Origin of the sequence: Sulfuricurvum sp., from assembly GCF_049587615.1 — a bacterium.
GTDB lineage: Bacteria > Campylobacterota > Campylobacteria > Campylobacterales > Sulfurimonadaceae > Sulfuricurvum.
In genome coordinates this window covers 54,221-76,841 of record NZ_JBAVEF010000016.1, presented here as the reverse complement: position 1 = coordinate 76,841, position 22,621 = coordinate 54,221, and the positions used below count along the sequence as shown (strand labels likewise).

The window sequence follows — 22,621 nt, the reverse complement described above, 5'->3', positions numbered from 1 at the left end:
ACGGTTCCTTTTGGAGTTACACAATTACCTAATTTGCGCTAAAGATAGCTGAAGGGGTTTTTTGATGGCGAAATTATAACACTCAATCCTAATTTTTCCAAATACCCCCCTAAAACCTCGCCAAAATAGCGCTCGCTTTCATAGTGTCCGATATCAATCATCGACAATCCCAATGATTTGGCTTCCATCGCATCATGATATTTGATGTCTCCGGTTAGAAAACACTCCGCTTCAATACTACGCATCAATGATGCGCCCGATCCCGTCACTAAAGCACACGTTCGGATATGTTCATGGCATTTTACCCCTCGCGTATGGGGTAGAGCAAAGGCTGTTTTAATCTTTGCGGCAAATATGTCATACGGTTCATCCACCCCCAAATAGGCGACGAATCCCTCTTTAGAAATAATCGGATATCCCAAAACCTCGGTTGCAACATACTCGTTGAGATGGGTCTGGTCAAAATTGGTGTGCATCGCTATATTGGAAATATTTTTGCGGATCATGGGGGCAAGTATCTTAGCCGGGTAGTGATTGAACTGGAGCTGTTTGAGCCCGCCGAAGATAATCGGATGGTGGGTAATTAAAAGGGTATTTTCAGGGATAGATTCGAGGAGCTCTTCATCAATGTCAATGCTTAAAACGATCTCCTTGATCTCTTGGGCGAAATCGCCGACCAAAAGCCCCGAATTATCCCACCCCTCTTGCATCGCAAAAGGGGAGAGTTCATCAAGGTAGGTATAAATTTCTTGAACTGTCATTTTTCATAACTCCGTTTTCTCCGTTTTAAACGGACGTGCACCGCTTGCGAACCGGAAAGGGGATCAGAGTATTTAAATTCAAATTCCCCCAGCCCCTCAATCAGATCGAGAAGTTTTTTATAACCATAACTGCGGGGGTCAAATTCAGGAGATTTGTTGATCAGGTTTTGTCCGATAGAACCCAAATAGGACCATCCCGCCTCATTCGTCGTATCTTCCACCGCATTTCGTACCAGAGCCAAAAGGGCTTTATCATCCGATTTTATTTTTGCGCCGGTAGCCTCTTTATGGTTCGCATCGCGGCGGAGGTTTTCGGTATAAATAAATTTATCACAAACGCCGATAAAGGATTTGGGAGTTTTTTGTTCGCCGAATCCATACACTTTGATCCCCGATTCGCGGATACGGCTTGCCAGCCGTGTAAAGTCACTGTCACTGGAGACAATGCAAAAACCGTCAAAATTTTTCGTATAGAGCAGATCCATCGCATCGATAATCATCGCGCTGTCGGTCGCATTTTTTCCTGTCGTATAGGCAAACTGCTGCATCGGATGGAGGCCATGTTCCAAAAGGACATTTTTCCATCCCTTGAGCTTCGTATCGGTCCAATCCCCGTAGATCCGTTTGACACTGGCAATGCCGTGGGAGGCAATTTCATCCATAAGTCCCGCGATGATAGAGGGCTGAGAGTTATCCGCGTCAATCAAAACGGCAAGACGTGCTTGATCATCAATCATTGTGCACTCCCCAACAAAAGCAATGCTTCGCGTGCCTGTGAAAAATCGCTTTGCAGTTCCAAGGCTCGCTTATACATGGTGCGGGCCTCGTCGATCTCGCCCATATCCACCAACAAATTGCCATAGTTGTAATATGTTTGCGCATAGGTATCATCAATCTCCAGCGCTTTGAGATAATGATCTTGCGCCCGCTCATACACCATCTCTAGCCGATAAAGGGAGGCAATCGCGTTATGGGTCAGGTCATCGTTTTCATCCAGCGCCAAAGAACGTTCATACAGCTCGATCGCATTTAGCCGCTCCCCGGCTTTGGCGGTAACAAATGCAAGTTTGTTCAAAATCTCCGGATCTTTAGGATCAATCCGCGATGCCTCTTCGAGAGATGCTTTAGCCCTCTCCATCTCTCCGCGTTCATAAGCCCTGTCGGCTTCATCCACCAACGCAGAGGCGGATACCGCAGCGGGTTCAGGGATATCGGAGTGGACGTTTTTCGGATCCGAATCCTCCAGTGTTTGGACATGGCGATAGATTTGATACGCGAAAAAAAGTGTCGCGGCAAACATTAAAATTTGAAATGTAGTCATCGTATTCCTTTTTTGTAACAATAAGTATAATATAATCCCGTTAACTTAAAACCAAAATCGGTAGAAACTATGCCTAATCACTACAAAGATCCAGCACTTTACATCAATCGGGAGCTTTCATGGCTCCAATTTAACACCCGCGTCTTACGACAAGCACAAGACGAATCGCTTCCCCTTTTTGAACGGCTCAAATTTTTGGCGATTTACGGAACCAATCTCGATGAATTCTACATGATCCGCGTTGCAGGGCTCAAAAAACTTTTCAGTGCGGGGGTTAACGTTTCGGGCGCCGACCGTTTTACGCCGCTTCATCAACTTCGGGAAATCCGTGAATATCTCCATAAAGAGCAAGAAGTCGTAGAGCACTGTTTACAAGGGATTATGAAAGAGCTTGAGAAAGAGGGGATTTTTTTCAAATCGTACAAAGAAGTAACCCCGCAACAGCGCCAGACTCTCGATCGCTATTTCATGGAGAACATTTACCCCGTTGTAATCCCCATTGCGATCGATGCAACCCATCCTTTTCCTCACCTCAATAATCTCGGATTCGGACAAATCGTTAAGCTTCGGGATAAAGACGATGCCGCCATCGAACGCTATGGACTTATCCGCATCCCACGTGTTCTTCCCCGTTTTGTTGACATCAATAACCGTATCTATGTCCCCATCGGAAGTATCGTTGCCGAACATATTCAAGACCTTTTCCCCGGTTATGAGCTGATCAAATTCGCCGCATTCCGTGTTACCCGCAATGCCGATATCGCGATCGAAGAGGAAGAGGCCGATGATTTTATGGAAATTCTCGAAGAGGGCTTAAAGCTGCGCAAGAAAGGGGAATTGGTACGTCTGGAATTGAGTGTTCACGCCGATGATGATTTACTCAATTTTTTCAACCGCCATGCCAATGTTTACAAAGACGATATCTACCGTTTCCAAACCTATCTCAATCTCGGAAGCCTCTGGCAGGTGGTCGGAAACAAAGATTTCGCCCACCTCACCAGTCCCAGTTTCAAACCGCGTAATCTCCCGCCGCTGGGAAGTGATGAAAATCTTTACGCAACATTAGACAAACAAGATTTATTGCTGTTTCACCCGTTTGAGAGTTTCGAACCGGTTGTTCGGCTCATTCAAATTGCAGCAAAAGATCCCGACGTCGTCTCAATCCGGATGACCCTATACCGTTCCGGTTCGAATTCACCGATTGTCAATGCCCTCATTAATGCTGCCGAATCGGGAAAACAGGTCACCGTTATGGTTGAGCTCCGAGCCCGTTTTGATGAGGAGAACAACCTGCACTGGGCAAAAGCGCTCGAAAATGCGGGGGCACACGTTATCTACGGTATTACCGGATTTAAAGTCCATGCCAAAGCGGCACTCATCACCCGACGTGTGGACGGCAAACTTAAACAATACGCCCATATCGGAACGGGGAACTACAACCCTTCCACGGCAACCATTTACACTGATATCAGCTATATGACCAGCAATGATGCGATCACTCATGACTTGACCCGATTTTTCCACTTTCTCACCGGCTTCAGCAAAAAAGGGAAACTGCACGAACTTTATATGGCTCCCACCCAGATCAAACCGAAGATCCTTTCTCTCATCCAAAATGAGACGCGCATGGGAAGTGAAGGGGTTATCATTGCCAAAATGAACGCCCTTGTCGATGAAGACATCATCAAAGCTCTCTACAAAGCTTCGCAGGCAGGGGTCAAAATCGAACTTATTATCCGTGGTATCTGCTGTCTCCGTCCAGGAATTCCGGGAGTCAGCGACAATATCCGTGTTATCTCAATCATCGGTAAATATTTAGAACACGCGCGGATCTATTATTTCAAACACGCTGCGCCGCAAACCTATATCGCCAGTGCCGACTGGATGCCTCGAAATCTGCTGCGCCGCATCGAACTTCTCACCCCTATCAGCGGTGAAGAGGTCAGTAATAAACTGATTCAAATTTTACAACTCCAAAGCTCCGACAATATGTTGGCGTATGAATTGCAAAATGACGGCAGCTATCTCAAAATCAAACACGACGCCGGCAATCTGATTGACAGTCACAAAATCGTTGAAACTCATACGAACAAACTGTATAATTCGGTCAAAAAACAGACTCCCAATTACGTGCAGCAATTGACGACACGATTGTTTAAAGAGAGTTGATAAGGATATGATTGATGGTTACCAACTATCTAAACTACACCCCTGAGATGAAAGAGCGTGTTTGGATCGCCGACTCTGCCGATGTGATCGGGCGGGTATCGATGGGTGAAGACGTGAGTATCTGGTTTGGATGTGTTGTCCGCGGTGATGTCCATTTTATCCGAATCGGCGATCGCAGCAACATCCAAGATCTCAGCATGGTGCACGTCACGCACCACAAGCGTGACGATATGAGCGATGGCCACCCTACCATCATCGGCAATGATGTGACCGTAGGGCATCGTGTAATGCTGCATGGGTGTACAATCGAAGATGCCTGCCTGATCGGTATGAGCGCAACGATTTTAGACGGGGCGCTCATCGGTAAAGAATCGATCGTCGGTGCAGGGGCACTGGTCACGAAAAATAAAGTTTTTCCCCCCCGCTCACTTATCATGGGAAGTCCCGCTAAAGTAGTACGAGAGCTTACCGATGAAGAGGTAGCCGAACTGTACGCTTCCGCACGCCGCTACGTCAGTTTCAAAGAAAACTACCGCGCACCGAATGACGCACATTGACCTCATCGTCGTTGCCGATATTCTCGGCATCGTCGCTTTTACCCTGAGCGGATTTTTGGTCGGGGTACGTAATAATCTCGATCTTCTAGGGCTCATTATTTCCGCCTCCCTTACCGCATTGGGAGGAGGTGTCGTACGTGATGTTATCCTGGATCGGACTCCGTTCGCATTCAACGAATACTACCCTGCTCTCACGGTTATAACCACCATAGCCGTCGCATTTGCCTTTCGTCTGTACCATCGGGAACAAATTGAGCGGCAATGGCTCTTCGTCATCTCTGACACCATCGGGTTAGTGGCCTTTAGTATCACCGGGGCATTATTGGCGATTGCGGCGGACTTTAATTTTTTTGGGGTTATTATACTAAGCTTTCTTACGGCAATCGGCGGAGGGGTTTTACGCGATATTCTCATCAACCAAGTCCCTGCCGTTCTCGTGAGTGACTTTTACGGCTCCATTGCCCTTATCGTATCGATTTTGCTCCTCTTACTGGTTTCACTGGGATGGATGGGGACATTCGGTGTAGCGTCGGTAGCGGGTTTTGCCATCATACTGCGACTGCTCGCTTATCTCAAACAATGGCATCTGCCTAAACTCAATACGGATTAATCATGCAAAAACTTAAACTTATTTTCATTATTCTTTTGGTTGGCGGAATCGTCGATATCGGACGCTATTTTATCTATCCCAATGTCTCCGATTTACGCGATATTCGCCCTATTCCTACTGCATTCATGGAATACCGCGAAGCACAATGGGCTGAAGAAAATCGTGATCAGACGATTACCCACAAATGGGTACCGATGTCCCAAATTTCCCCCAATGTCATCAAAGCGGTCCTTATCGGAGAAGACGATAAATTCTGGAATCACGATGGATTCGATGTGGACGGAATGGAACAGGCATTGGAGCGTAGCCTCAAAAAAGGGAACGTAGCCGGAGGAAGCACCATTTCTCAGCAGCTCTCTAAAAATCTCTATCTCTCTCCGAGCAAAAATCCGGTCCGTAAGGTCAAAGAGGCGATCTTAACATGGCGTATCGAAAGTACCCTTTCCAAGCGACGCATTTTGGAAATCTATCTGAATGTCGCGGAATGGGGAGATGGAATTTTCGGAATCGAAGCGGCGGCACGCCATTACTATCACAAAAGTGCAAAAAATCTAACCGGACGGGAAGCGGCACGCCTTGCCGCAGTTCTTCCCAACCCGATTAAATACAATCCGCGCGGAGATCAGCGATACGTCAAAAACCGTGCCCGTATCATCTACAAAATTATGAAGCGTCGTGGAATCGTAATCCCGAACTTTCAAGAGGTAATGGTCCCTCCGAAAGTTGACACAACACCTGAAGAAAGTGGCGAAAATAACGAAAGTGTCACCGAGCTGTTTGGTGAGAGCGTCCCCGAAGAAACCCCTTCGACTGAACCAACAACCGATGCTCCCGCAGTGGGCGAAGAGAGTTTGGAAGGAAACAGTTCACTGACGTTTTAAGTGAAAAAACCCTTACGTAGAAATCACTTAGCCGGTATACGTCTAAGGACAATCCATCCGATCAGTGATGTTGCCGCGATCAGAGATGCCGGGGCATACGGATCACCGCTCAGTTTTTCAAGCGATGTCATCAAAGCGGGGGTTATTCCCCCGACGATCCCTGCGGCACTTCCCAAAATCACCGCGGTAAAAGATGCCCGATAGCCATGATAGTGCAACGCCATAACCGTGGAAGCAAAAATAGGGGCTTGAAAAGCGCACAAAAGGATCACCAAGACTAAGGTCCCGCCCAATGCACTCCAATATCCCCCGATGCTCATCCCGACCATCAGAGGATAAATCCCTATCGCAAGTGACAAAGCGGCTATTCGCATTACCCGCAATGAGCCGATTTTATCGGCAACCATTGCCATCAGCGGGATAAAAATGGCACCGACTACAATCGAAATCGTATTGATCTGTCCTGCTTCTGGCTTGCTCAATCCGGCACTCCCCTCCAGCCAAATCGGGAGATAGACGAATATCGTATAATAAAAGATCCATATCGCCGATGCCACGCTCAAAAACTGCCAAAACTCACGACGGTGATGACGTAAAATCGCTACGATAGGAACCGTTTTATCTTCGCTCGGCTGATACTCATCACTCAAGTTACGACGCAGATACAACCCTGCCGCCGCAATCACAATACTCGCCCAAAAGGGGATTCTCCATCCCCACTCGCCCATCGCCTCTTCGCCCAAATACCACAGCAATGCTCCGCACAATCCCGATCCCAGTGCCATTCCGATTTTCGCACCAACCGATACAAAAGAGCCGTACAAATTTTGACGGTTTGGAGAAGATTGTTCCACCAAATAGACAATGGAGCTGGCATACTCCCCCCCGACCGAGAGTCCTTGTATCATCCGAAGCATTACAAGGAGAATCGGAGCCATTATCCCGATTTGGGCATAGGTGGGGAGAAAACCGATCAAAAATGTAGGAAGTGCCATCAGAACCAATGAACTCATAAGGGCAAAACGACGACCGATACGATCCCCGATGTGCCCGAAAACCAATGCACCGGCAGGGCGCATAATCATCCCTGCCGCAAAAGCCCCGAATGAGCCTAAAAGGGACAAAACCGGATCATCAGAAGGGAAAAAAAGGTTCCCCATTATCACCGCCAAAAAGCCGATGAGGGCGAAATCGTAATATTCGATAATGTTCCCGATGATACCCGCAGCGATGATTTTCTTTTTCGAAGTCATATTCACCTTTCTTTATAAGCTTCTCTTTCTTTTCTTCTCCGCGAAGAAAAGAAACAAAACAAGCGTAGCGCTTTTGCGAAGTAAAATGTTTCTCCGAAAAGAAAATCGCCCTCACACCAGAACGCTAGCGGTACGCGTTTGCCCTACGGCACGCGACCTTGCTCTAGGTGTGGTGTGAGGGCATAATTTTAAACTCTATAGTATCCAACCACCGCCAAGAAGTTTTTCTCCGTCATAAAAAACCCCTGCCTGCCCTGATGCGACGCCCAATACCGGTTCGTGCAGCTCAACAACCGCATGATCCCCTTCGATTTTAACCGAACAGCGTACCGCCGTGGTACGGTAGCGGAGTTTGACCTCGCATTCGAATTCTTTTCGGTTATCGAACATATTGACCCGTTCCAACTCGACACGATGACACTCGAGCGCTTCACGAGGCCCCACCACAATTTGATTCGTTTCGGGTTTGATGGCTACCACGAAATGGGGATCGTGTGCACCGTGCACCGTGAATCCTTTTCGTTTGCCGATCGTGTAATGCATATACCCTTTGTGTTTGCCGACCACTTTCCCCTCTAAATCAAGAACATCCCCTTCCTGATCGACCGGAACATACGGTTTGAGGACATCCATGTAGGTCGTTTCAACAAAACATATCTCACTTGATTCGCCCTGCGATGCAAAGGACTCCAATCCAGGAATACTTGCGGCATACGCTTTAATGTCGCTTTTATGACGCTCACCCAGCGGGAACAGCAAACGGGGAACCAATACGGGATCGATGTAAAAGAGAAAATAACTCTGATCTTTCGTATCATCATGGGCCTGAAGCAGATACTGTCCGTCATGACGGATGTAGTGCCCCGTCGCGACATAATCGGCACCTATCGAATCGGCGTAAGCTACCATAGCACCGAATTTAATATTTCGATTGCACAATGCGCATGGGTTGGGGGTTTTCCCCTCACGATAGGTTTCGATAAACGGAGTAAAAACTTTTGCGTTAAATTGCTCTTGAAGATCGAGAATATGCAGTTTGACCCCTGCAAAATCGGCAGCCTTCTGTGCACGTGCTTGATGAATCTCGTGGTAACCGGGTTTGGAGTGAAGTTTCATGTAAACCCCCTCAACCTCATACCCTTCCTCTTTAAGCAAAAGGGTGGAAACGGTCGAATCCACTCCACCGCTCATCCCTATCAAAACTTTTTTCATATACTACTGCCCCCGTCTATACCGCAATGGTCCGTTACGTATGATGAGAGGGCCTGATAATACTTTGTATTATCCAGTCCCTCTTTTTCGAGATCCTTCATTTGCGCCTTCAATGATTTTTCAATCTCCGTAATCACAAAATTCAAATCATCACTCAGAGTAATCAAATCCATATCACCCTCATCGATCATCCCCTCTGCCAAAATCTTCGTTCGAATAAATTCTATCAAAGGGGCATAAAATTCTGTCCCGATAACAAACAGACGTACACCCCATACTTTTCGCGTTTGAATCAGGGTCAACGCTTCGAACATCTCATCCAGCGTTCCGAAGCCGCCAGGAAAGATGACGTAGGCCATCGAATATTTAACCAACATCACTTTTCGGGAAAAAAAGTAGTCAAAACTCCTCCCTTTCGTGATATAAGGGTTCGGCTGCTGTTCGGATGGAAGTTCGATATTTAAACCGATAGACTCCACATTTTCATGTGCAAAAGCACCTCGGTTTGCCGCTTCCATCACCCCCGGACCACCGCCGGTAATCACGTTGTATCCCCGTTCACCCAACATATTCGAGAGTTCCATCGCTTGCATGTAATAAGGGTGATTTTCGTCTATCCGGGCACTTCCGAAAATGGTTACCGACGGTCCCAAATCGCCCAGTTCGTCAAATCCTTGAACGAAATCGGCAATAATTTTAAAAACACTCCACACATCCGCTGATTTTATATCTTTGACGTAACGGCTGCTCGGGTACTCTTTTTTTTTCCCTCGACGGTAAGACATTCTTATCCCTTCAGCTTTGTCAGTCGGTCTCGTTTGCTGCCGATGGAGGTGATCTGGACCCCAAAATTTCCATCCACGATCACCACTTCACCTTGTGCAATGACATAATCATCCACCAAAATATCAAGCGGATCGTTCGCCAGCTGATTCAATTCGATAACCGAACCGATATCCATACTCAGAACATCTTTAAGGAGCATTTTTTTCTTACCGATACGAACCCGAACAGGGAGTTTGACATCCAAAATCAATGATATGTTTTTCATTTCCCCGTCTTCGAGTTTAGCCGCAGGTTCTGCTGCCGGTCCATCGAAAATTGTCCCGGATGGTGTGTTCGAAGCGGCAACCTTTCCACCGTTCAAGGCGGTATTTACCCCTGAATCGATGGCAAACATCATGAGTGATTTAATCGATCCCAACACAAAGGTAAAAACAAACATTTTGGCATACGCATCGAGATTGACTTCATCGTTTTCCGTGATAAACTCAGCACGTTCGGGTTTAATCGTGAGTTTCGGCAACTCTTTTTGAGATCCGAGGGTAGTACTCATTGCCCCGACAATATTTGAGACAATCTCTTTAGCCGCATCCATGTCCTCGTCGGACATAGTGTCTTTTGCTTCGCCGTCACCACCGAGCATCATGTCCCCCAGTGCCGTTGCCAACTGAGGAGGCATCATAATCACCCCTTTGCCCGATACTTCACCGCTAAAACTGACATGAACCAAAGCGATAGGAGGGATAACATTGGAAACGATCGAGATATCTTCAGACTCTTTGAGAACAATTGCAGGTACCTGGCCCGTTAGCCCCTCTATGGTAGCAATGGCCTCGTTTGCAAATACTCCGGCGAAATCACTCATCTTCATCCTCCTCATCTTCTAATGGCCCACGGATCATCTCTTTGACCCCGCTGATCCGTGCTTTACGTCTGACTTCAAACTCTTTAAGTGCCCGTTTAACCGCATCTTTTTCGGTATCGATAAGAGAGGTGATCTGAATCGATTTTCGAAATCGCCGCAGCCCCATTTGTCCGATAAAACGCTCTTTTCCGTCTACACTCACCTTCACGACATCATCAGCCGGAATATTAAGCCGTATTATATCGCCCTCCCCTAAGTCGAGCAACTCATGAAGGCTGAGTTCCGCTTCGCCAAGGTTCACTTCAACATTAACGTGTGCCCCCCCGAGGAGGACCTGCAGCTCTTGGTTACGGCTTTTTTTGGAACTGGTTTCATTCAACATCAGATCGCGGCTCGCCAGTTTAGGCAATACCGGTTCCAAGGCGATAACGGGATAACAGATGTTCATCATTCCCGAACTGTGCCCGATAATAATCTCCATAACCACCATGACGACGATCTCATTTTGGGCGACAATTTGGACAACATTGGGGCTGGACTCTTTCGATTCGACCTGAGGATACAAATCGGTGACAGGCCCCCATGCTTCACGCAGTGTTGCCATCATAACCCGTAAAATCGTCTCAAAAAGGGAGAGCTCGATATCGGAAAATTCCCGGTTCGCTTCGAAAGGTTCCCCTTTTCCCCCGAGGATTCGATCCAGCATCGGAAATGCTATCGAGGGGTTAATCTCTAAAACCCCGTTCCCTTCCAGCGGTTTCATCGAAAAGACGTTAAAACTGGTCGGGTTCGGGAGTGACATCAAAAACTCCCCGTAGGTCATCTGATCGACCGAATGGAGCTGTATCTCGACAATGGAGCGCATGATGGCGGAAATCTGCGAAGCGATCGAACGTGCCATCTTGTCGTGGATACCGCGGAATGCCCGAAGCTGTTCTTTGGATACACGGTTAGGACGTTTAAAATCGTACAGGGTAATCTGGCGCTGGGAGAAAAGGACATCCTCTCCCGCTTCTAACGCACTATCACCTTCATCATCCACAACGTCCAAGAGGGCATCAATCTCTTCTTGTGATAGAATATCAGCCATTATCGCCCTCCTACTGCATCTTTAATTCTTCGAATGACCGATTTATGAATTTGTGAGATCCGAGACTCCGTAATATTAACAATCTCGCTGATCTCTTTAAGCGTCAACTCTTCGAAATAATAAAGCTGAATAATAATTTGTTCACGCTCTTCAAAGCTCATAAGAACCTCTTGTATTGCTTCAACCAAATCTTCATGTTCGATCCGTTCCAGCATTCCACTCTCTTCAGGTGTCCCCAACTGATCATCCAATGGTAGAACCGTATAAATATCGGATGCGATCCGCGCTTCACGAACTTTTTCTTCTTCGATTCCCAAAATTTTTGAAAGTTCACTGTCGCTGGGTTCATCGTCATGATCCGCCATATAGATTTCAATTGCTTGATCAATCTCTTTAATCAGCCGTCGGCTGGAACGGCTCACCGTATCCAGTGAACGCAAATAATCCAGCATGGCTCCGTACACTCTCGTCTTCGCATATCCCCAAAAAGAATCATTCTGAGCCTCATCGTAACGACGTGCCAATTTAACCAATTCTTCCGTTCCGATTGCACTCAAATCCATATAGTCAATCGAGCTCGGAAGACGTTCTTTGAGCCGAAAGGACATCGCTTTTACAGCAGGAAGATATTGAAGTGCCAGCTGATCTTCACGGTGTTTTAATTCGTGGGTATAACCATTGGCGCTACTCATCCCTGCAACCGCCCGTTATCATCTAACAAATCTGCTTTATGGGCATAAAACGCATCCAGAAACTGTTCGCGTTTATTGATTTCCCGGACGAAAAAATCGAGATTATGCTCATGGGATGCTTTGGGGAACGGATGGGATTTCACGCCAAGCGTTTGGAAAAAAAATCCGACACACAAATGGGCAAAAAGATAAAAAAATGCGGTTATTAAAATGACAAATCCCAAAAAACTCTCAGGCGAGCTTGATTTAAGTATCCCAAAAACAATACCGATAAAAAAACCTTGTACCGTTAAAAAAGAGACAAAATTTGAGCCCCGCATTCACTACCATCCCACAATATTTTTAACTTAGAAGTTATCTGCCTTGCTCCGGGGAAAGCATTTATCCCTTAGCATTCAGCGTAGCCTACATCCGTTGGCGTTCAAATCAAAAGTGTTCCATCAAGCGCTTAAACAGTCCGCCTAATCCGCTCTCTTTGGGATCTACCAGCACATTCCGTTCCAGTTTTTTCGCGATACGCTTCACAATCTGTTCCAATTCCACCGTCGGTGTGGCCGTTGGAAAATCACGGCTAAAAAGAGCCCTTTTTTTAACGCTGTTCGAAATTTTAGGATCATTTGAAACTTGCCCCAGATAATTTAATCGCAATCCGCCGCCGATATTGGCCTGAGCAACTTTGTGGATTTTTTCAAATAGTCCTTCCGCCTCTTTGGATGAACGTACCTGGTTCATGATGACATTGATCTCATCTCGCAGACGTGCGGTTACTTTGATCGTCGCATACGCATCGGTAATCGCCGCCGGGTCAGGAACCGTGACAACAACCACATCATCGCACGCTTGCAAAAAGAGCTGAATATGTTCCCCTATCCCCGCCCCAGTATCGATAATCATCACATCCAGATCATCCAATACGCCGGCTTGGTCCATAAACCGTTCAAACAATCCCCCCGATGCGTATTTAAAAATCTCTTCGCCGCTCTCGCCGGGGATGAGGACAAGATTTTTTTCGATGGGAACCAAAATCTCCTCGACTCGGGCTTCCCCTTTCAGGACATGCAAAATATTTTTTTTGATTTTAACATTGAACATAACATCGAGATTGGCAAGCCCGATATCTGCATCAAATATACCGACTTTGAGCCCGTATTTTGCCATCACATACGCCATATTGGAACTGATCGTACTTTTACCGACTCCCCCTTTACCGCTGGTAATCGCAATAAAACGGGTTTTTTTAGCCACCGAATTCCGGTTCTCATTCACCAGTGCTTCGAGTTTGGAGGCTTGATGGTTCATCTGCACTCACCTCTGCCAAATCCGTTCATCAGACATTCGACTAAAAAATCGCTTGTCGCTACGACCAAGTCTTCGGGGACTTCCTGCCCGACCGAAAAATAGCTGATCGGCACTTTGGTCTCATAAACAAGGGAAAAAATATTTCCAAATCCTCTCGTTTCATCGAGCTTTGTAAACATCATCGTATCAATCCCGAGCGGTGCGAAATTATCATAGGTCGCTTTAAGATCCTCATATTTGATCGAGCTGGGCATGACCAATACGACATCGACACTGTACTCCGTATCATTGCCGCGCAGACACTCATAAATTTTCTCGATTTTCCCTTTGTCATACGGGGATGAGCCCATCGTATCGATCAAAATATAGTCACTGTAGCGCAATGCATTGAGTGCACTCGAAAATTCCGGCGGGTCCACGACCGTCTCGATCCCCAGTTTCATCATCCGTGCATACTGCATCAGCTGCTCAACCGCGCCGATACGATAGGTATCGAGCACGACAAGACCTACTTTGTATTTCTTCTCGAGGAGATAGGAAAAACGGGCGGCAAGCTTGGCAATCGAGGTCGTTTTTCCGACTCCCGTCGGCCCTACGAGCATAATCACTTTTTTACTGCCGTTTTTAGGGGGGGTTTCCATCCGGACGGGAATCATCTTACGCATTAATACCTGAAAATAGCGTTTGACGGTTGCGGAGCTTTCCCTCATTTTAGAAGGCATATGCTCCAGCGTGAGCTGCATGATCTCATCGAGGTGGTTTTGATCCATCCCGCTTTGTTGAGCAAGACGGTAAATCTCGGCAAATTCCGGAGGGATGGCCGCAATGGTTTTGGGGGCTTTTTCGGACCAAAACATATTTTGAATTAGCTTGACCTTATCGCCGAGTTTTTCGATCTCTTCTTTAATCCGCTTGATATCTTCACTCTCCGGCGCGGGAGTTTGACGGGGAGGACGCTCTTCTTCGGTCACTTCAGCAATTTTGGAGATTTGTTTGGCTGCTTCGGAAATATTGTACAAAACATCGCTGCTTTTTTCAGTCAAAGGACGCTGTTTCATCAACGGCTCTTCGATCTTTGCTCTGGCTTTGGGGAGAGTGTTCTCTTCCACCCCCACAACAATCTCATATAGAGCACTTTTCCCGAGTGATTTCTTCTGCACCTCGCGTGTTTCGATCAACATCGCCTCTTCACCGACCTCCAGCTGTGCCTTTTTAAGCGCTTCGGCGGGGGTGGCGCCGCTAAATGTCAAGATTTTCATAGTGTCTCCGTACGCTCTTATGAGCCAAACTTCCAAGGGGGATCGTCACACTGACCCGCTCGCGCCAATGAGGATGCGGTATGGACAACTCTTTCGTGTTCATCACACGATTTTCAAAGAACAGTATATCCAAGTCCAGCGTTCTCGGCGCATTCGCAAAACTGCGACGACGCCCAAAACGTTTCTCTATCCGCCATACAAGCCGTAACAATGCTCTCGGTTCCAGCGATGTCCCGATTTCAATCACCGTGTTATCAAAATCTTTTTGCTCCAGATATCCAAACGGGGGATTTTGGAGAATGACACCGCTGCGGATTCTGCATATCTGCGGCAACCTTCCCAGATAATGCCACAGATGGTTCATCCGCCGCCGGGTATCTCCCATATTCCCCCCTACACCGAGGAGAACACTATAGCGATATCCCGGAACTTTTCGGAGTGATTTTGGAAAATTACGATCCACATACACGCGATGGCTCTCGTCCAGTATACGGCAGAGCGGCATAACTTACTCTTGTACCGCGCCTTGTTGTGCGGCTTGCGCTTGACGCATCGCATTGATTTCGCTCAAAATCTGCATCATTCCCATCATAGCCAAATGGTATCCGAAAGGGCCAAATCCGATGATCGAAGAGGTACATACCGGAGCGGTCATACTTTTTTGACGAAACTCTTCACGGCGATAGATATTGCTGATATGCACTTCGATCGTCGGAATATTGACCGCACTAATCGCATCGCGGATCGCGATCGATGTATGGGTATATGCGGCTGGGTTAATGATGATTCCGTCGGCATCTCCGTAACACTCTTGGACACGATCAACAATTTCACCTTCTAAATTGCTTTGATAAAACTCAATCTCAACACCATTTTGGGCTGCGACATCTTTCATCTGCGCGTGAATCTGCTCCAGACGCATCGGTCCGTATACTTGTTGATCTCGAACCCCCAACATATTGAGGTTCGGCCCTTGGATAACGACTATTTTCATTGATTAAACCTTGATTTCTGTTTTAAGGATAGATTATAAGAGGTTCTAGATTATAAGGAACTAAATCGCTTTAATCTTAAAAAAATATAGCCCCTCTAAAGGGACATTTGTGACTCGTTCGCTATACTTTGATCTTTTAAAATCAGAATCAAAGGGTTTGGGTGCAAATACTCCTAAGCGACGCTATTTTTACCGACGGAACAATTTACCGTGAACACGGTATTGTGTTCGACAAAACGATTCTCGAAATCGCATCGAACGATGATCTACGCTCACGCTACGGGGCACAATGTGTTGAACTGGGTGAGGGTTCAGTGCTTCTCCCGGGACTCATTAACAGCCATGTCCATCTGGAATTCAGCGCCAACCGTTCTACCCTTGAACTGGGTGAGTTTATGCCGTGGCTTTCCAGCGTCATCGCCCATCGTGACGATCTGATCAACGAATGCCACGATGCCTGTATCAAACAAGCCATTGACACGATGCTTGCCAACGGGATTACGGCATTTGGGGCGGTAAGTTCGTACGGATTTGATTTGGATCCGTGCGCTGACGCACCGCAAAAAGTGGTTTTTTTCAACGAACTGATCGGCTCCGATCCGGCCATGGCCGATGCTTTGTACGGCAATTTTCAAGAGCGCCTTTTTGCTTCGCAGCAGGTGGAGCGGGAAGGTTTTTACCCGGCTATCGCGATCCATTCCCCCTACTCCGTCCATCGGATTTTAATTCAAAAAGCACTTCAGTATGCTAAAAATCATACCTTGCCGGTAACGGCCCATTTTATGGAAAGTTCTGCGGAACGTGAATGGCTGGATCATAACCGCGGAGCGTTCCAACCCTTTTTCGAAACCTTTTTAAAACAAACGCAAGCCGCCAATACGGCAGAGGAATTTTTAGGCTATTTCAGCGAGGTCCCCACCCTCTTCACCCATGCCGTTCATGCCAACGGCGAGGAGCTATCGTCCATTAAAAAGGGAAACCACTCGATTATCCATTGCCCGATCTCCAATCGTCTCCTCGGAAACGGGGCACTCGATTTAAATCGGCTCGAAGAACATTCCATTTCGTGGGTATGCGGAACCGATGGGCTTAGTTCCAATTATACCCTCGATCTGTTTGAAGAGATGAAATCTGCCCTCTTTATGCACCACCATCACAACCTGCTCTCTTTGGCCCACATGCTATGGCAAAGTGTCACCTCGAACGCGGCAGAAGCATTACGGCTCAATTCTGGTAAAATTGCACCCAACTACGATGCTGATATACTCATTCTTCACATCGATTACCCGATAAATGAACAGCTGCCGGTCCATTTGATCGTCCAGCCGCATGTGATCGAATCGATTTATATTCAAGGGGAAAAAATTAAATGATGGAAATAATAAAAAAAATCGGCTCGTGTCTGGCGACCGGACTACGATTTATCCAATCGCATTTTAAAGCAACTTTACTTGTCATTTTTGTTCTTTGGCTCATCCTCCCCTCTAGCGAAGAAGGGATAACGCCCCACAATCTCGAAAAAATCGCCTTAACAGGGCCGATTTTAGATGCAACAGCGATAGTAGAACAACTCGATGAAGCATGTGAAAACGACGATATTAAAGGAGTTCTCTTTAGTATCGATTCTCCCGGCGGTGCCGTTGCCCCATCGGTCGAAATCGCCTATGCCATCAAACGGCTCAGTGAGAAAAAACCGACCGTTGTGTATGCAGCGGGCATTATGGCGAGCGGTGGATACTACTCGGCCATCTGGGGTAATGAAATCATTGCCAATCCGGGGAGTATGATCGGCTCGATCGGTGTCATCATCGAAGGGGCAGACATCTCTGAACTCATGGAAAAAGTGGGGGTTAAAACCCAAATTGCCCATGCCGGAACCTACAAACAAGTAGGGACATTTGATCGCCAATGGAGCAATCTTGAACGTGCCGAACTCGAAAAAGTGATCAACGGCACGTATGACCTGTTCGTCGGTGACGTCGCACGTGCACGCAAACTCGATCTAAATCGCAGCAGCGAATACGCAGACGCCCATATCTTTACCGCCGCTCAAGCGAAAAAAGTGGGTCTTGTTGATAGTATCGGTGTCGAGTACGATGCGAAAAAACGGGTCGAAGTTCTCAGTAAAGTAACCGATCCCGTATGGAACAAAGAGGACCCTATGGAGAAATTTATGAAACAGTTTGCGGCGGAAGGGGTGAGTTTGGCTCACACCTATTTTCCCCCCGTTACGTTGAAATAATTAGTTTTCTTACGCCCCGATACTCAGACGCGCGATATATCCGCTCCGCGTCTCTCCCGCCTCTTTAGCTTTTGCATCAAGTCTCGCCAATACACGGCGAGGGAGAGTGATATTAACCCGCTCGGCTTTATCGTCCAATATCGCAGGATCAATCTCGACAATCGCCCAAATACAACCTGCATACTCTGCTAATGAGCTGTATCTGCTGACAGGTGACGGAGCGGGTATCGTTTCGTTACCATCGAGCAGTCCGTCGATATGCAGAGTAATCGCCTCTTTGGCATTATCAATCGCTTCATCGAGTGTATCCCCTGCCGAAAAACACCCCTCAAGATCAGGGACGATAACACCGAATGCTGTTGTTTCATTACCGATTTCGATTGCGATAGGATAGCGCATCATTTATTCCTCCTTGAGTCCGGCTTGTTTCATAATCGCCCGTATCAGCCCGCTCCCCAAATCTTTTTTAGGATGAGGGACGGTGACTCGACCTGTTTTGGTCGGATGTTTGAACTGATGGTGACTTCCGCGCACGGCAACCAATACCCAACCATCAGCCAACATCTTTTTGATGATTTCCGAACTTTTCATGGGACAATTATACTTACTATACACATCATTGTCAAATGATGCTAAGTTTTTCACTTCTTAGTGAGTAGACAGATCAAAAGAGAGGAAACCATAGAACTATTTCCCTTATTTATCATCTCTCATACTCCCATTAGGGTATAACCATACACCATCACTTAAATATGTAGGTTCGCCATTTTCGGTTGCAAAGTCCTTATATACATCTGCCATATCGTATTCATGATCATCATAAACACACTTTTCTTCAAATTCTTCATGGTAATTACTTTCAAAACAATAATTTCCTAAACATGTCCAAAATTCAAGGTTGACTACACCTTCATTTTTAATTTTTAATGCTAATTGTTTTGCGTTTTGATAATTATCAAAGATTTTAAGATGCCTATATTCTAGGAAATCTTTTGTAACAATCAAAATATATCCAGCATATTTATCTATTTTTTCAACATAATTTCTACCGTATTCTTCACTATGCATATCATATGTATAAACATATAAAACTTCTTCATGTCTTTTAATGTTTTTAATATTATCATCATAATGTACATAAAATAAGTCAATATCAATGATAGCTTTATTGATTTCTTGTGTTGCTATCTTTTGCATATCTTCAAAAGTTGATTTTTCATTGCTACTGCTATCCCCTTTGTAACTCCACCATCGTCCGTATTGATCCATTACTTCTAAGTCATAGCATCCCGTATACGTTGGATGCTTATATTCTTGAATTTTAGTATTTGTGATGAGGAGTGGTTCTACAATTGTTGTATACGCTTTTAAAGCTTTTAATATGAATTCTCTTCCTACTTTAGTCCACCGCAGTTGAGTATATTTATTACCTTTTTTATCTACTCCATTGTAATATATGACTAAATTGTTATTTTTCAGCAGAGGGTTTAATGTCCTATTTTCTAATAGAATATTCATATTTTTTAGTAAATTATTGAGTTCTATCGCCGTAGATATATTTTCAATTCCCTGTGCTATTTGAGCTGAACCGTATGAAGATTCGAAAACATTACTTTTCTCTTCACCATTGATAATATCTATCATTGCATCAATAGATTCTTCTCCCATTTTGCCTGTAATGTCACAAATTGTTTCATAATCACTCACAACACATCCTTCTATAACAAATCCTCTTATCAATTCTTACTATTGTAGCTAAAATATTTTCATATCCATTTTATTACCATCTTCCATTTCGAGATTGCATCATATAAAATTGGTTTACACCTTCTTTACTTAAAAGTCTAAATTCTGTCCCATCATTTGATGAAAAAACATAATGGGTATCATCTTTTTTTATTGACTTATCTGCATATGTCTTCTTTATGTATATTAAAAAATTATCATAATCTCGTTTATTTTCAAAATAAATAATCCCATGCTCTTTTGAATATTTTAATAGCCGATTTACGTCTCTAATTCGTATAGGATATTTTATATTTATGCGACCTGAACCTTCTGTACGAATACTCATTATCTGTTCTTTATCAGCTATATTTGCATCTTTATCTAATCCTAGAATATCAGTATCAAAAATTTCTGTACCTGCTGTACCTAATAAATAGTCATAAGAAGATTTGTAGTTTTGTTTTATTCTTGCCTCTACTTTTTCTGCGTTGAGTAATCTTTTTTCATAAATTATTTCATAATCCTTATCTTCATAATAACCTGTATGAGTATCAATATACCTCTTCTTTACATCGTATTTTGTAATACCAACTTTATATCTAACTTGATTTTTACGATTATAAAGTTTTATATAATAGAAAGTTTTATCGCCTTTAGGATGTGCTCGTACTGTTCCAAATGTTCCTAATTCTGTTTTTGTTGAACCTAGAAATACATATAATTTTATTGCACCATGAATTAAGACATACAGGATTACAAATTCCAAAAACTACCTTATATCATTATTTGATCTTACTTCTGAAAATAAAAAAGTAAAAGATGGATCCCCGGGTCAAGCCCGAGGATGACGAGTAATACTCACAACCTCTGATTTCACCGTAGTTGTATCATTCATCGCATCAAACCTATCCCCGACACTGAGCATATCCAAATCGATCACTTTGCCATCCCTCGCAATTTGGGCAAATCCGCTTTTGTTTTTATTTTTGGGATGATTGGCAGTAAATCCTTCCCTGAGCTGACTAATCATAAACTGCTTTTGACGCAGTGTTGATTCGATGCTTTGGGTTAACCGCTCCATTAACGGAATAATCTCCCGTTTACTTTGCTCTAACCGCTGTGCCATCTGTCGGCTCAAACGCTCTCTCAGCTCTTTGACCAACTCACTTTGCACCTCTAAACGATGCTCTACCCCGTGGCGTTTGAACGCATCTTGCATCGAGAGAAGCTGTTCTCGTTTGCGCTCAAGACGTTGAGTTATCATCCCAAATGCACGGGTACGAATTTCATCGATACTCTGGTATAGCTCGTTTTGATCGGGGAGAAGCATCTGCATCGCCGCACTCGGTGTCGGAGCGCGCATATCGGCCACGTAATCGCTGATGACCCAGTCGATCTCATGTCCCACTGCCGACATAACGGGGGTGTTCATGGCGAAAATCGCATCGGCTACGATCTCCTCGTTAAACGCCCATAAATCCTCGATACTTCCTCCACCCCGTCCGACAACGACCGCAGAGGCGTTCAGCGTATCGGCATAGCGGAGAGCATCGGCAATCTGTCCCGATGCACTAGAGCCTTGAACCAATACATCCAATACAATCAGTTTGGCCAGCGGCCATCGATGCGATGCGACTCTCTGCATATCTTGCAATGCGGCACCTGTCGCGGAAGTAACTAAAATAATCGTGTGGGGGAATTTAGGAAATGTTTTTTTACGAGTCGGATCGAAATACCGTTTGGCTTCCAATTTTTGCTTGAGCTGCTCGAACGCTACTGCCAACGCCCCCGTCCCGTAAGGTTCGGCACTAAAAGCATTGATCTGATATTCACCGCGCGGTTTGTAGAGGCTTAATGCCCCGTGCAAGATGATATGGGCCCCCTCTTCGAGAGAGAACTTCAACCGTGCGGCGTTCCCTTTGAACATGACACATTTAATCGTAGAATCGTTGTCTTTGAGGGTGAAATAGATATGCCCGCTGCCGTGTTTGGTGACGCGGGAAAGTTCCCCCTCGACGCTGACAAATTCAAAAGAGGTTTCTAAAAGTATCTTAATCTGTTCGTTCAGAGCAGAGACACTGAGAGTAGAGGCCATTATTTTTCACCGCCATCCGAGCAAAGCCCGTATGTCTACGCTAACGCTAAGTTCTCTTCGGCAGAGGGCCCAGTGCACTTGTGCACTATTTTTTATTTTCATCGTTTGCGGGCAATCATCAAGGTCGAAATATCCATCGAAAAGCTTTTCGTGTAAAGCATTTCAAATCCGGCCTCTTCGAGTTCCTGCTTCATTTTACCGACAGTGAGAAACCCTTCGATCGAATCGGGGAGATAGCGGTAGGCTTCGTAGTTATTCGAAATCAAACCGCCGATGCGGGGGAGGACGTTGTTCATGTACCAGTCACGTACTTTTCCGAGCATCGAGGGATTTTCATTTTTCATAAATTCGAGGATAACCACTAAGCCACCCGGTTTGAGGACACGGTTAAACTCACGGAGTCCTGCTTGTCGTTCCACAACGTTACGAATGCCGTAGGAGATACTGATAATGTCCGCAGAGGTGTCTGGCTTGGGAAGTTCCGTTGCCGGAGCGATATGAAACGTCATTTGCGGAAATTTCTCACGACCGACACTGACCATCCCATCAGACGGATCAACACCGACAATCTCATTAACCATAATTCCCGCTTTATCGGCTCGTCGTTTCCAATATCCCATCATATCGCCCGTGCCGCATGCGACATCGACAATCGAATCAATCGTTTTGCTTGAACAATAACCAAACGCTAAATCGCACGCCTTGCGCCGCCAAAACGTATCGACACCCATACTGAGGACCCGATTGGCACGGTCATACGTCGGGGCAATATCATTAAACATCGATACGATTTTCTCTTGTTTGGTCATC

General features: G+C 45.6%; 26 protein-coding genes. 6 read left to right on the top strand and 20 right to left on the bottom strand.

Going from position 1 to position 22,621, the window contains the following annotated elements; genetic code table 11:
- Nucleotides 1-38 precede the first annotated feature (38 nt).
- The 3 genes from WB308_RS02905 to WB308_RS02895 are packed head-to-tail and all read right to left on the bottom strand — an operon-like array spanning nucleotide 39 to nucleotide 2,082.
- On the bottom strand, nucleotides 39-761 hold the full coding sequence (locus WB308_RS02905; protein WP_424188812.1) for a Nif3-like dinuclear metal center hexameric protein: 723 nt from the start codon (nucleotides 759-761) through the stop codon (nucleotides 39-41).
- The gene (locus WB308_RS02900) at nucleotides 758-1,498 is read right to left on the bottom strand and encodes an NYN domain-containing protein (protein ID WP_424188810.1); all 741 of its coding nucleotides are present in this window, start codon (nucleotides 1,496-1,498) and stop codon (nucleotides 758-760) included. Before WB308_RS02900 ends, WB308_RS02905 begins: the two co-directional genes overlap by 4 nt.
- The gene (locus WB308_RS02895; protein WP_424188808.1) at nucleotides 1,495-2,082 is read right to left on the bottom strand and encodes a tetratricopeptide repeat protein; all 588 of its coding nucleotides are present in this window, start codon (nucleotides 2,080-2,082) and stop codon (nucleotides 1,495-1,497) included. Before WB308_RS02895 ends, WB308_RS02900 begins: the two co-directional genes overlap by 4 nt.
- A 69-nt stretch (nucleotides 2,083-2,151) precedes the next feature.
- On the opposite strand from WB308_RS02895, the gene WB308_RS02890 reads away from it, so the two are divergent.
- From WB308_RS02890 to mtgA, 4 genes are read left to right on the top strand one after another with little or no spacing between them, the layout of a single operon-like run.
- Entirely contained in the window at nucleotides 2,152-4,251 is a 2,100-nt protein-coding gene (locus WB308_RS02890; RefSeq protein WP_424188806.1) for an RNA degradosome polyphosphate kinase, read from the top strand.
- 14 nt (nucleotides 4,252-4,265) lie between these two features.
- Nucleotides 4,266-4,808, top strand: a complete 543-nt coding sequence (locus WB308_RS02885) for a gamma carbonic anhydrase family protein (protein WP_424188804.1) — start codon at nucleotides 4,266-4,268, stop codon at nucleotides 4,806-4,808.
- A complete protein-coding gene (locus tag WB308_RS02880; protein ID WP_424188802.1) occupies nucleotides 4,795-5,418 on the top strand; it encodes a trimeric intracellular cation channel family protein in 624 nt (207 codons plus the stop codon). Before WB308_RS02885 ends, WB308_RS02880 begins: the two co-directional genes overlap by 14 nt.
- Nucleotides 5,419-5,420: 2 nt before the next feature.
- Nucleotides 5,421-6,299: a monofunctional biosynthetic peptidoglycan transglycosylase gene (mtgA, locus tag WB308_RS02875; protein ID WP_424188800.1), complete on the top strand. Its 879-nt coding sequence runs from the start codon at nucleotides 5,421-5,423 to the stop codon at nucleotides 6,297-6,299.
- Nucleotides 6,300-6,322: 23 nt separating this feature from the next.
- Here mtgA and WB308_RS02870 read toward each other — a convergent pair whose 3' ends face one another.
- From WB308_RS02870 to aroQ, 11 genes are all read right to left on the bottom strand, one after another.
- A complete protein-coding gene (locus tag WB308_RS02870) occupies nucleotides 6,323-7,552 on the bottom strand; it encodes an MFS transporter (protein WP_424188798.1) in 1,230 nt (409 codons plus the stop codon).
- A gap of 195 nt (nucleotides 7,553-7,747) precedes the next feature.
- Nucleotides 7,748-8,764: a tRNA 2-thiouridine(34) synthase MnmA gene (gene mnmA / locus WB308_RS02865; protein WP_424188796.1), complete on the bottom strand. Its 1,017-nt coding sequence runs from the start codon at nucleotides 8,762-8,764 to the stop codon at nucleotides 7,748-7,750.
- Nucleotides 8,761-9,549: a TIGR00730 family Rossman fold protein gene (locus WB308_RS02860; RefSeq protein ID WP_424188794.1), complete on the bottom strand. Its 789-nt coding sequence runs from the start codon at nucleotides 9,547-9,549 to the stop codon at nucleotides 8,761-8,763. Before WB308_RS02860 ends, mnmA begins: the two co-directional genes overlap by 4 nt.
- Before the next feature lie 2 nt (nucleotides 9,550-9,551).
- Nucleotides 9,552-10,412 (bottom strand): flagellar motor switch protein FliY, encoded by an 861-nt coding sequence (gene fliY / locus WB308_RS02855; RefSeq protein ID WP_424188792.1) that lies wholly within the window; start codon nucleotides 10,410-10,412, stop codon nucleotides 9,552-9,554.
- Nucleotides 10,405-11,502: a flagellar motor switch protein FliM gene (fliM, locus tag WB308_RS02850; protein WP_424188790.1), complete on the bottom strand. Its 1,098-nt coding sequence runs from the start codon at nucleotides 11,500-11,502 to the stop codon at nucleotides 10,405-10,407. Before fliM ends, fliY begins: the two co-directional genes overlap by 8 nt.
- Nucleotides 11,502-12,194 (bottom strand): RNA polymerase sigma factor FliA, encoded by a 693-nt coding sequence (locus WB308_RS02845; protein WP_424188788.1) that lies wholly within the window; start codon nucleotides 12,192-12,194, stop codon nucleotides 11,502-11,504. The genes fliM and WB308_RS02845 overlap by 1 nt, the downstream gene beginning before the upstream one ends.
- Nucleotides 12,191-12,514, bottom strand: a complete 324-nt coding sequence (locus WB308_RS02840) for a hypothetical protein (protein ID WP_424188786.1) — start codon at nucleotides 12,512-12,514, stop codon at nucleotides 12,191-12,193. The genes WB308_RS02845 and WB308_RS02840 overlap by 4 nt, the downstream gene beginning before the upstream one ends.
- A 106-nt stretch (nucleotides 12,515-12,620) precedes the next feature.
- Nucleotides 12,621-13,493, bottom strand: coding sequence for a P-loop NTPase (locus tag WB308_RS02835; RefSeq protein WP_424188784.1), 873 nt, complete (start codon nucleotides 13,491-13,493; stop codon nucleotides 12,621-12,623).
- Nucleotides 13,490-14,752: a flagellar biosynthesis protein FlhF gene (gene flhF / locus WB308_RS02830; RefSeq protein ID WP_424188782.1), complete on the bottom strand. Its 1,263-nt coding sequence runs from the start codon at nucleotides 14,750-14,752 to the stop codon at nucleotides 13,490-13,492. Before flhF ends, WB308_RS02835 begins: the two co-directional genes overlap by 4 nt.
- Nucleotides 14,733-15,257 carry a 2-amino-4-hydroxy-6-hydroxymethyldihydropteridine diphosphokinase gene (gene folK, locus WB308_RS02825; protein ID WP_424188780.1) on the bottom strand — a complete coding sequence of 175 codons (525 nt, stop codon included), beginning with the start codon at nucleotides 15,255-15,257 and terminating at the stop codon, nucleotides 14,733-14,735. The genes flhF and folK overlap by 20 nt, the downstream gene beginning before the upstream one ends.
- A 3-nt stretch (nucleotides 15,258-15,260) precedes the next feature.
- Entirely contained in the window at nucleotides 15,261-15,746 is a 486-nt protein-coding gene (aroQ, locus tag WB308_RS02820) for a type II 3-dehydroquinate dehydratase (RefSeq protein WP_424188778.1), read from the bottom strand.
- A 161-nt stretch (nucleotides 15,747-15,907) separates the two neighbouring features.
- Here aroQ and mqnF point away from each other — a divergent pair, with 161 nt between their 5' ends.
- A complete protein-coding gene (gene mqnF / locus WB308_RS02815; RefSeq protein ID WP_424188776.1) occupies nucleotides 15,908-17,119 on the top strand; it encodes an aminofutalosine deaminase family hydrolase in 1,212 nt (403 codons plus the stop codon).
- Complete coding sequence (gene sppA, locus WB308_RS02810; RefSeq protein ID WP_424188774.1) at nucleotides 17,116-17,988, top strand: signal peptide peptidase SppA; 873 nt, start codon at nucleotides 17,116-17,118, stop codon at nucleotides 17,986-17,988. Before mqnF ends, sppA begins: the two co-directional genes overlap by 4 nt.
- 9 nt (nucleotides 17,989-17,997) lie before the next feature.
- On the opposite strand, the gene WB308_RS02805 is transcribed toward sppA, so the two are convergent.
- The 6 genes from WB308_RS02805 to ubiE form a co-directional block, all read right to left on the bottom strand.
- Nucleotides 17,998-18,390 (bottom strand): type II toxin-antitoxin system HicB family antitoxin, encoded by a 393-nt coding sequence (locus WB308_RS02805; protein ID WP_424188772.1) that lies wholly within the window; start codon nucleotides 18,388-18,390, stop codon nucleotides 17,998-18,000.
- The gene (locus tag WB308_RS02800; protein WP_424188770.1) at nucleotides 18,391-18,579 is read right to left on the bottom strand and encodes a type II toxin-antitoxin system HicA family toxin; all 189 of its coding nucleotides are present in this window, start codon (nucleotides 18,577-18,579) and stop codon (nucleotides 18,391-18,393) included.
- Nucleotides 18,580-18,684: 105 nt separating this feature from the next.
- Nucleotides 18,685-19,695, bottom strand: a complete 1,011-nt coding sequence (locus WB308_RS02795; RefSeq protein ID WP_424188768.1) for a hypothetical protein — start codon at nucleotides 19,693-19,695, stop codon at nucleotides 18,685-18,687.
- Nucleotides 19,696-19,768: 73 nt separating this feature from the next.
- Nucleotides 19,769-20,482, bottom strand: coding sequence for a hypothetical protein (locus WB308_RS02790; RefSeq protein ID WP_424188766.1), 714 nt, complete (start codon nucleotides 20,480-20,482; stop codon nucleotides 19,769-19,771).
- 66 nt (nucleotides 20,483-20,548) lie between these two features.
- Entirely contained in the window at nucleotides 20,549-21,811 is a 1,263-nt protein-coding gene (gene xseA / locus WB308_RS02785) for an exodeoxyribonuclease VII large subunit (RefSeq protein ID WP_424188764.1), read from the bottom strand.
- Between the two features lie 98 nt (nucleotides 21,812-21,909).
- The gene (gene ubiE, locus WB308_RS02780) at nucleotides 21,910-22,620 is read right to left on the bottom strand and encodes a bifunctional demethylmenaquinone methyltransferase/2-methoxy-6-polyprenyl-1,4-benzoquinol methylase UbiE (protein WP_424189031.1); all 711 of its coding nucleotides are present in this window, start codon (nucleotides 22,618-22,620) and stop codon (nucleotides 21,910-21,912) included.
- Nucleotide 22,621: the final 1 nt, after the last annotated feature.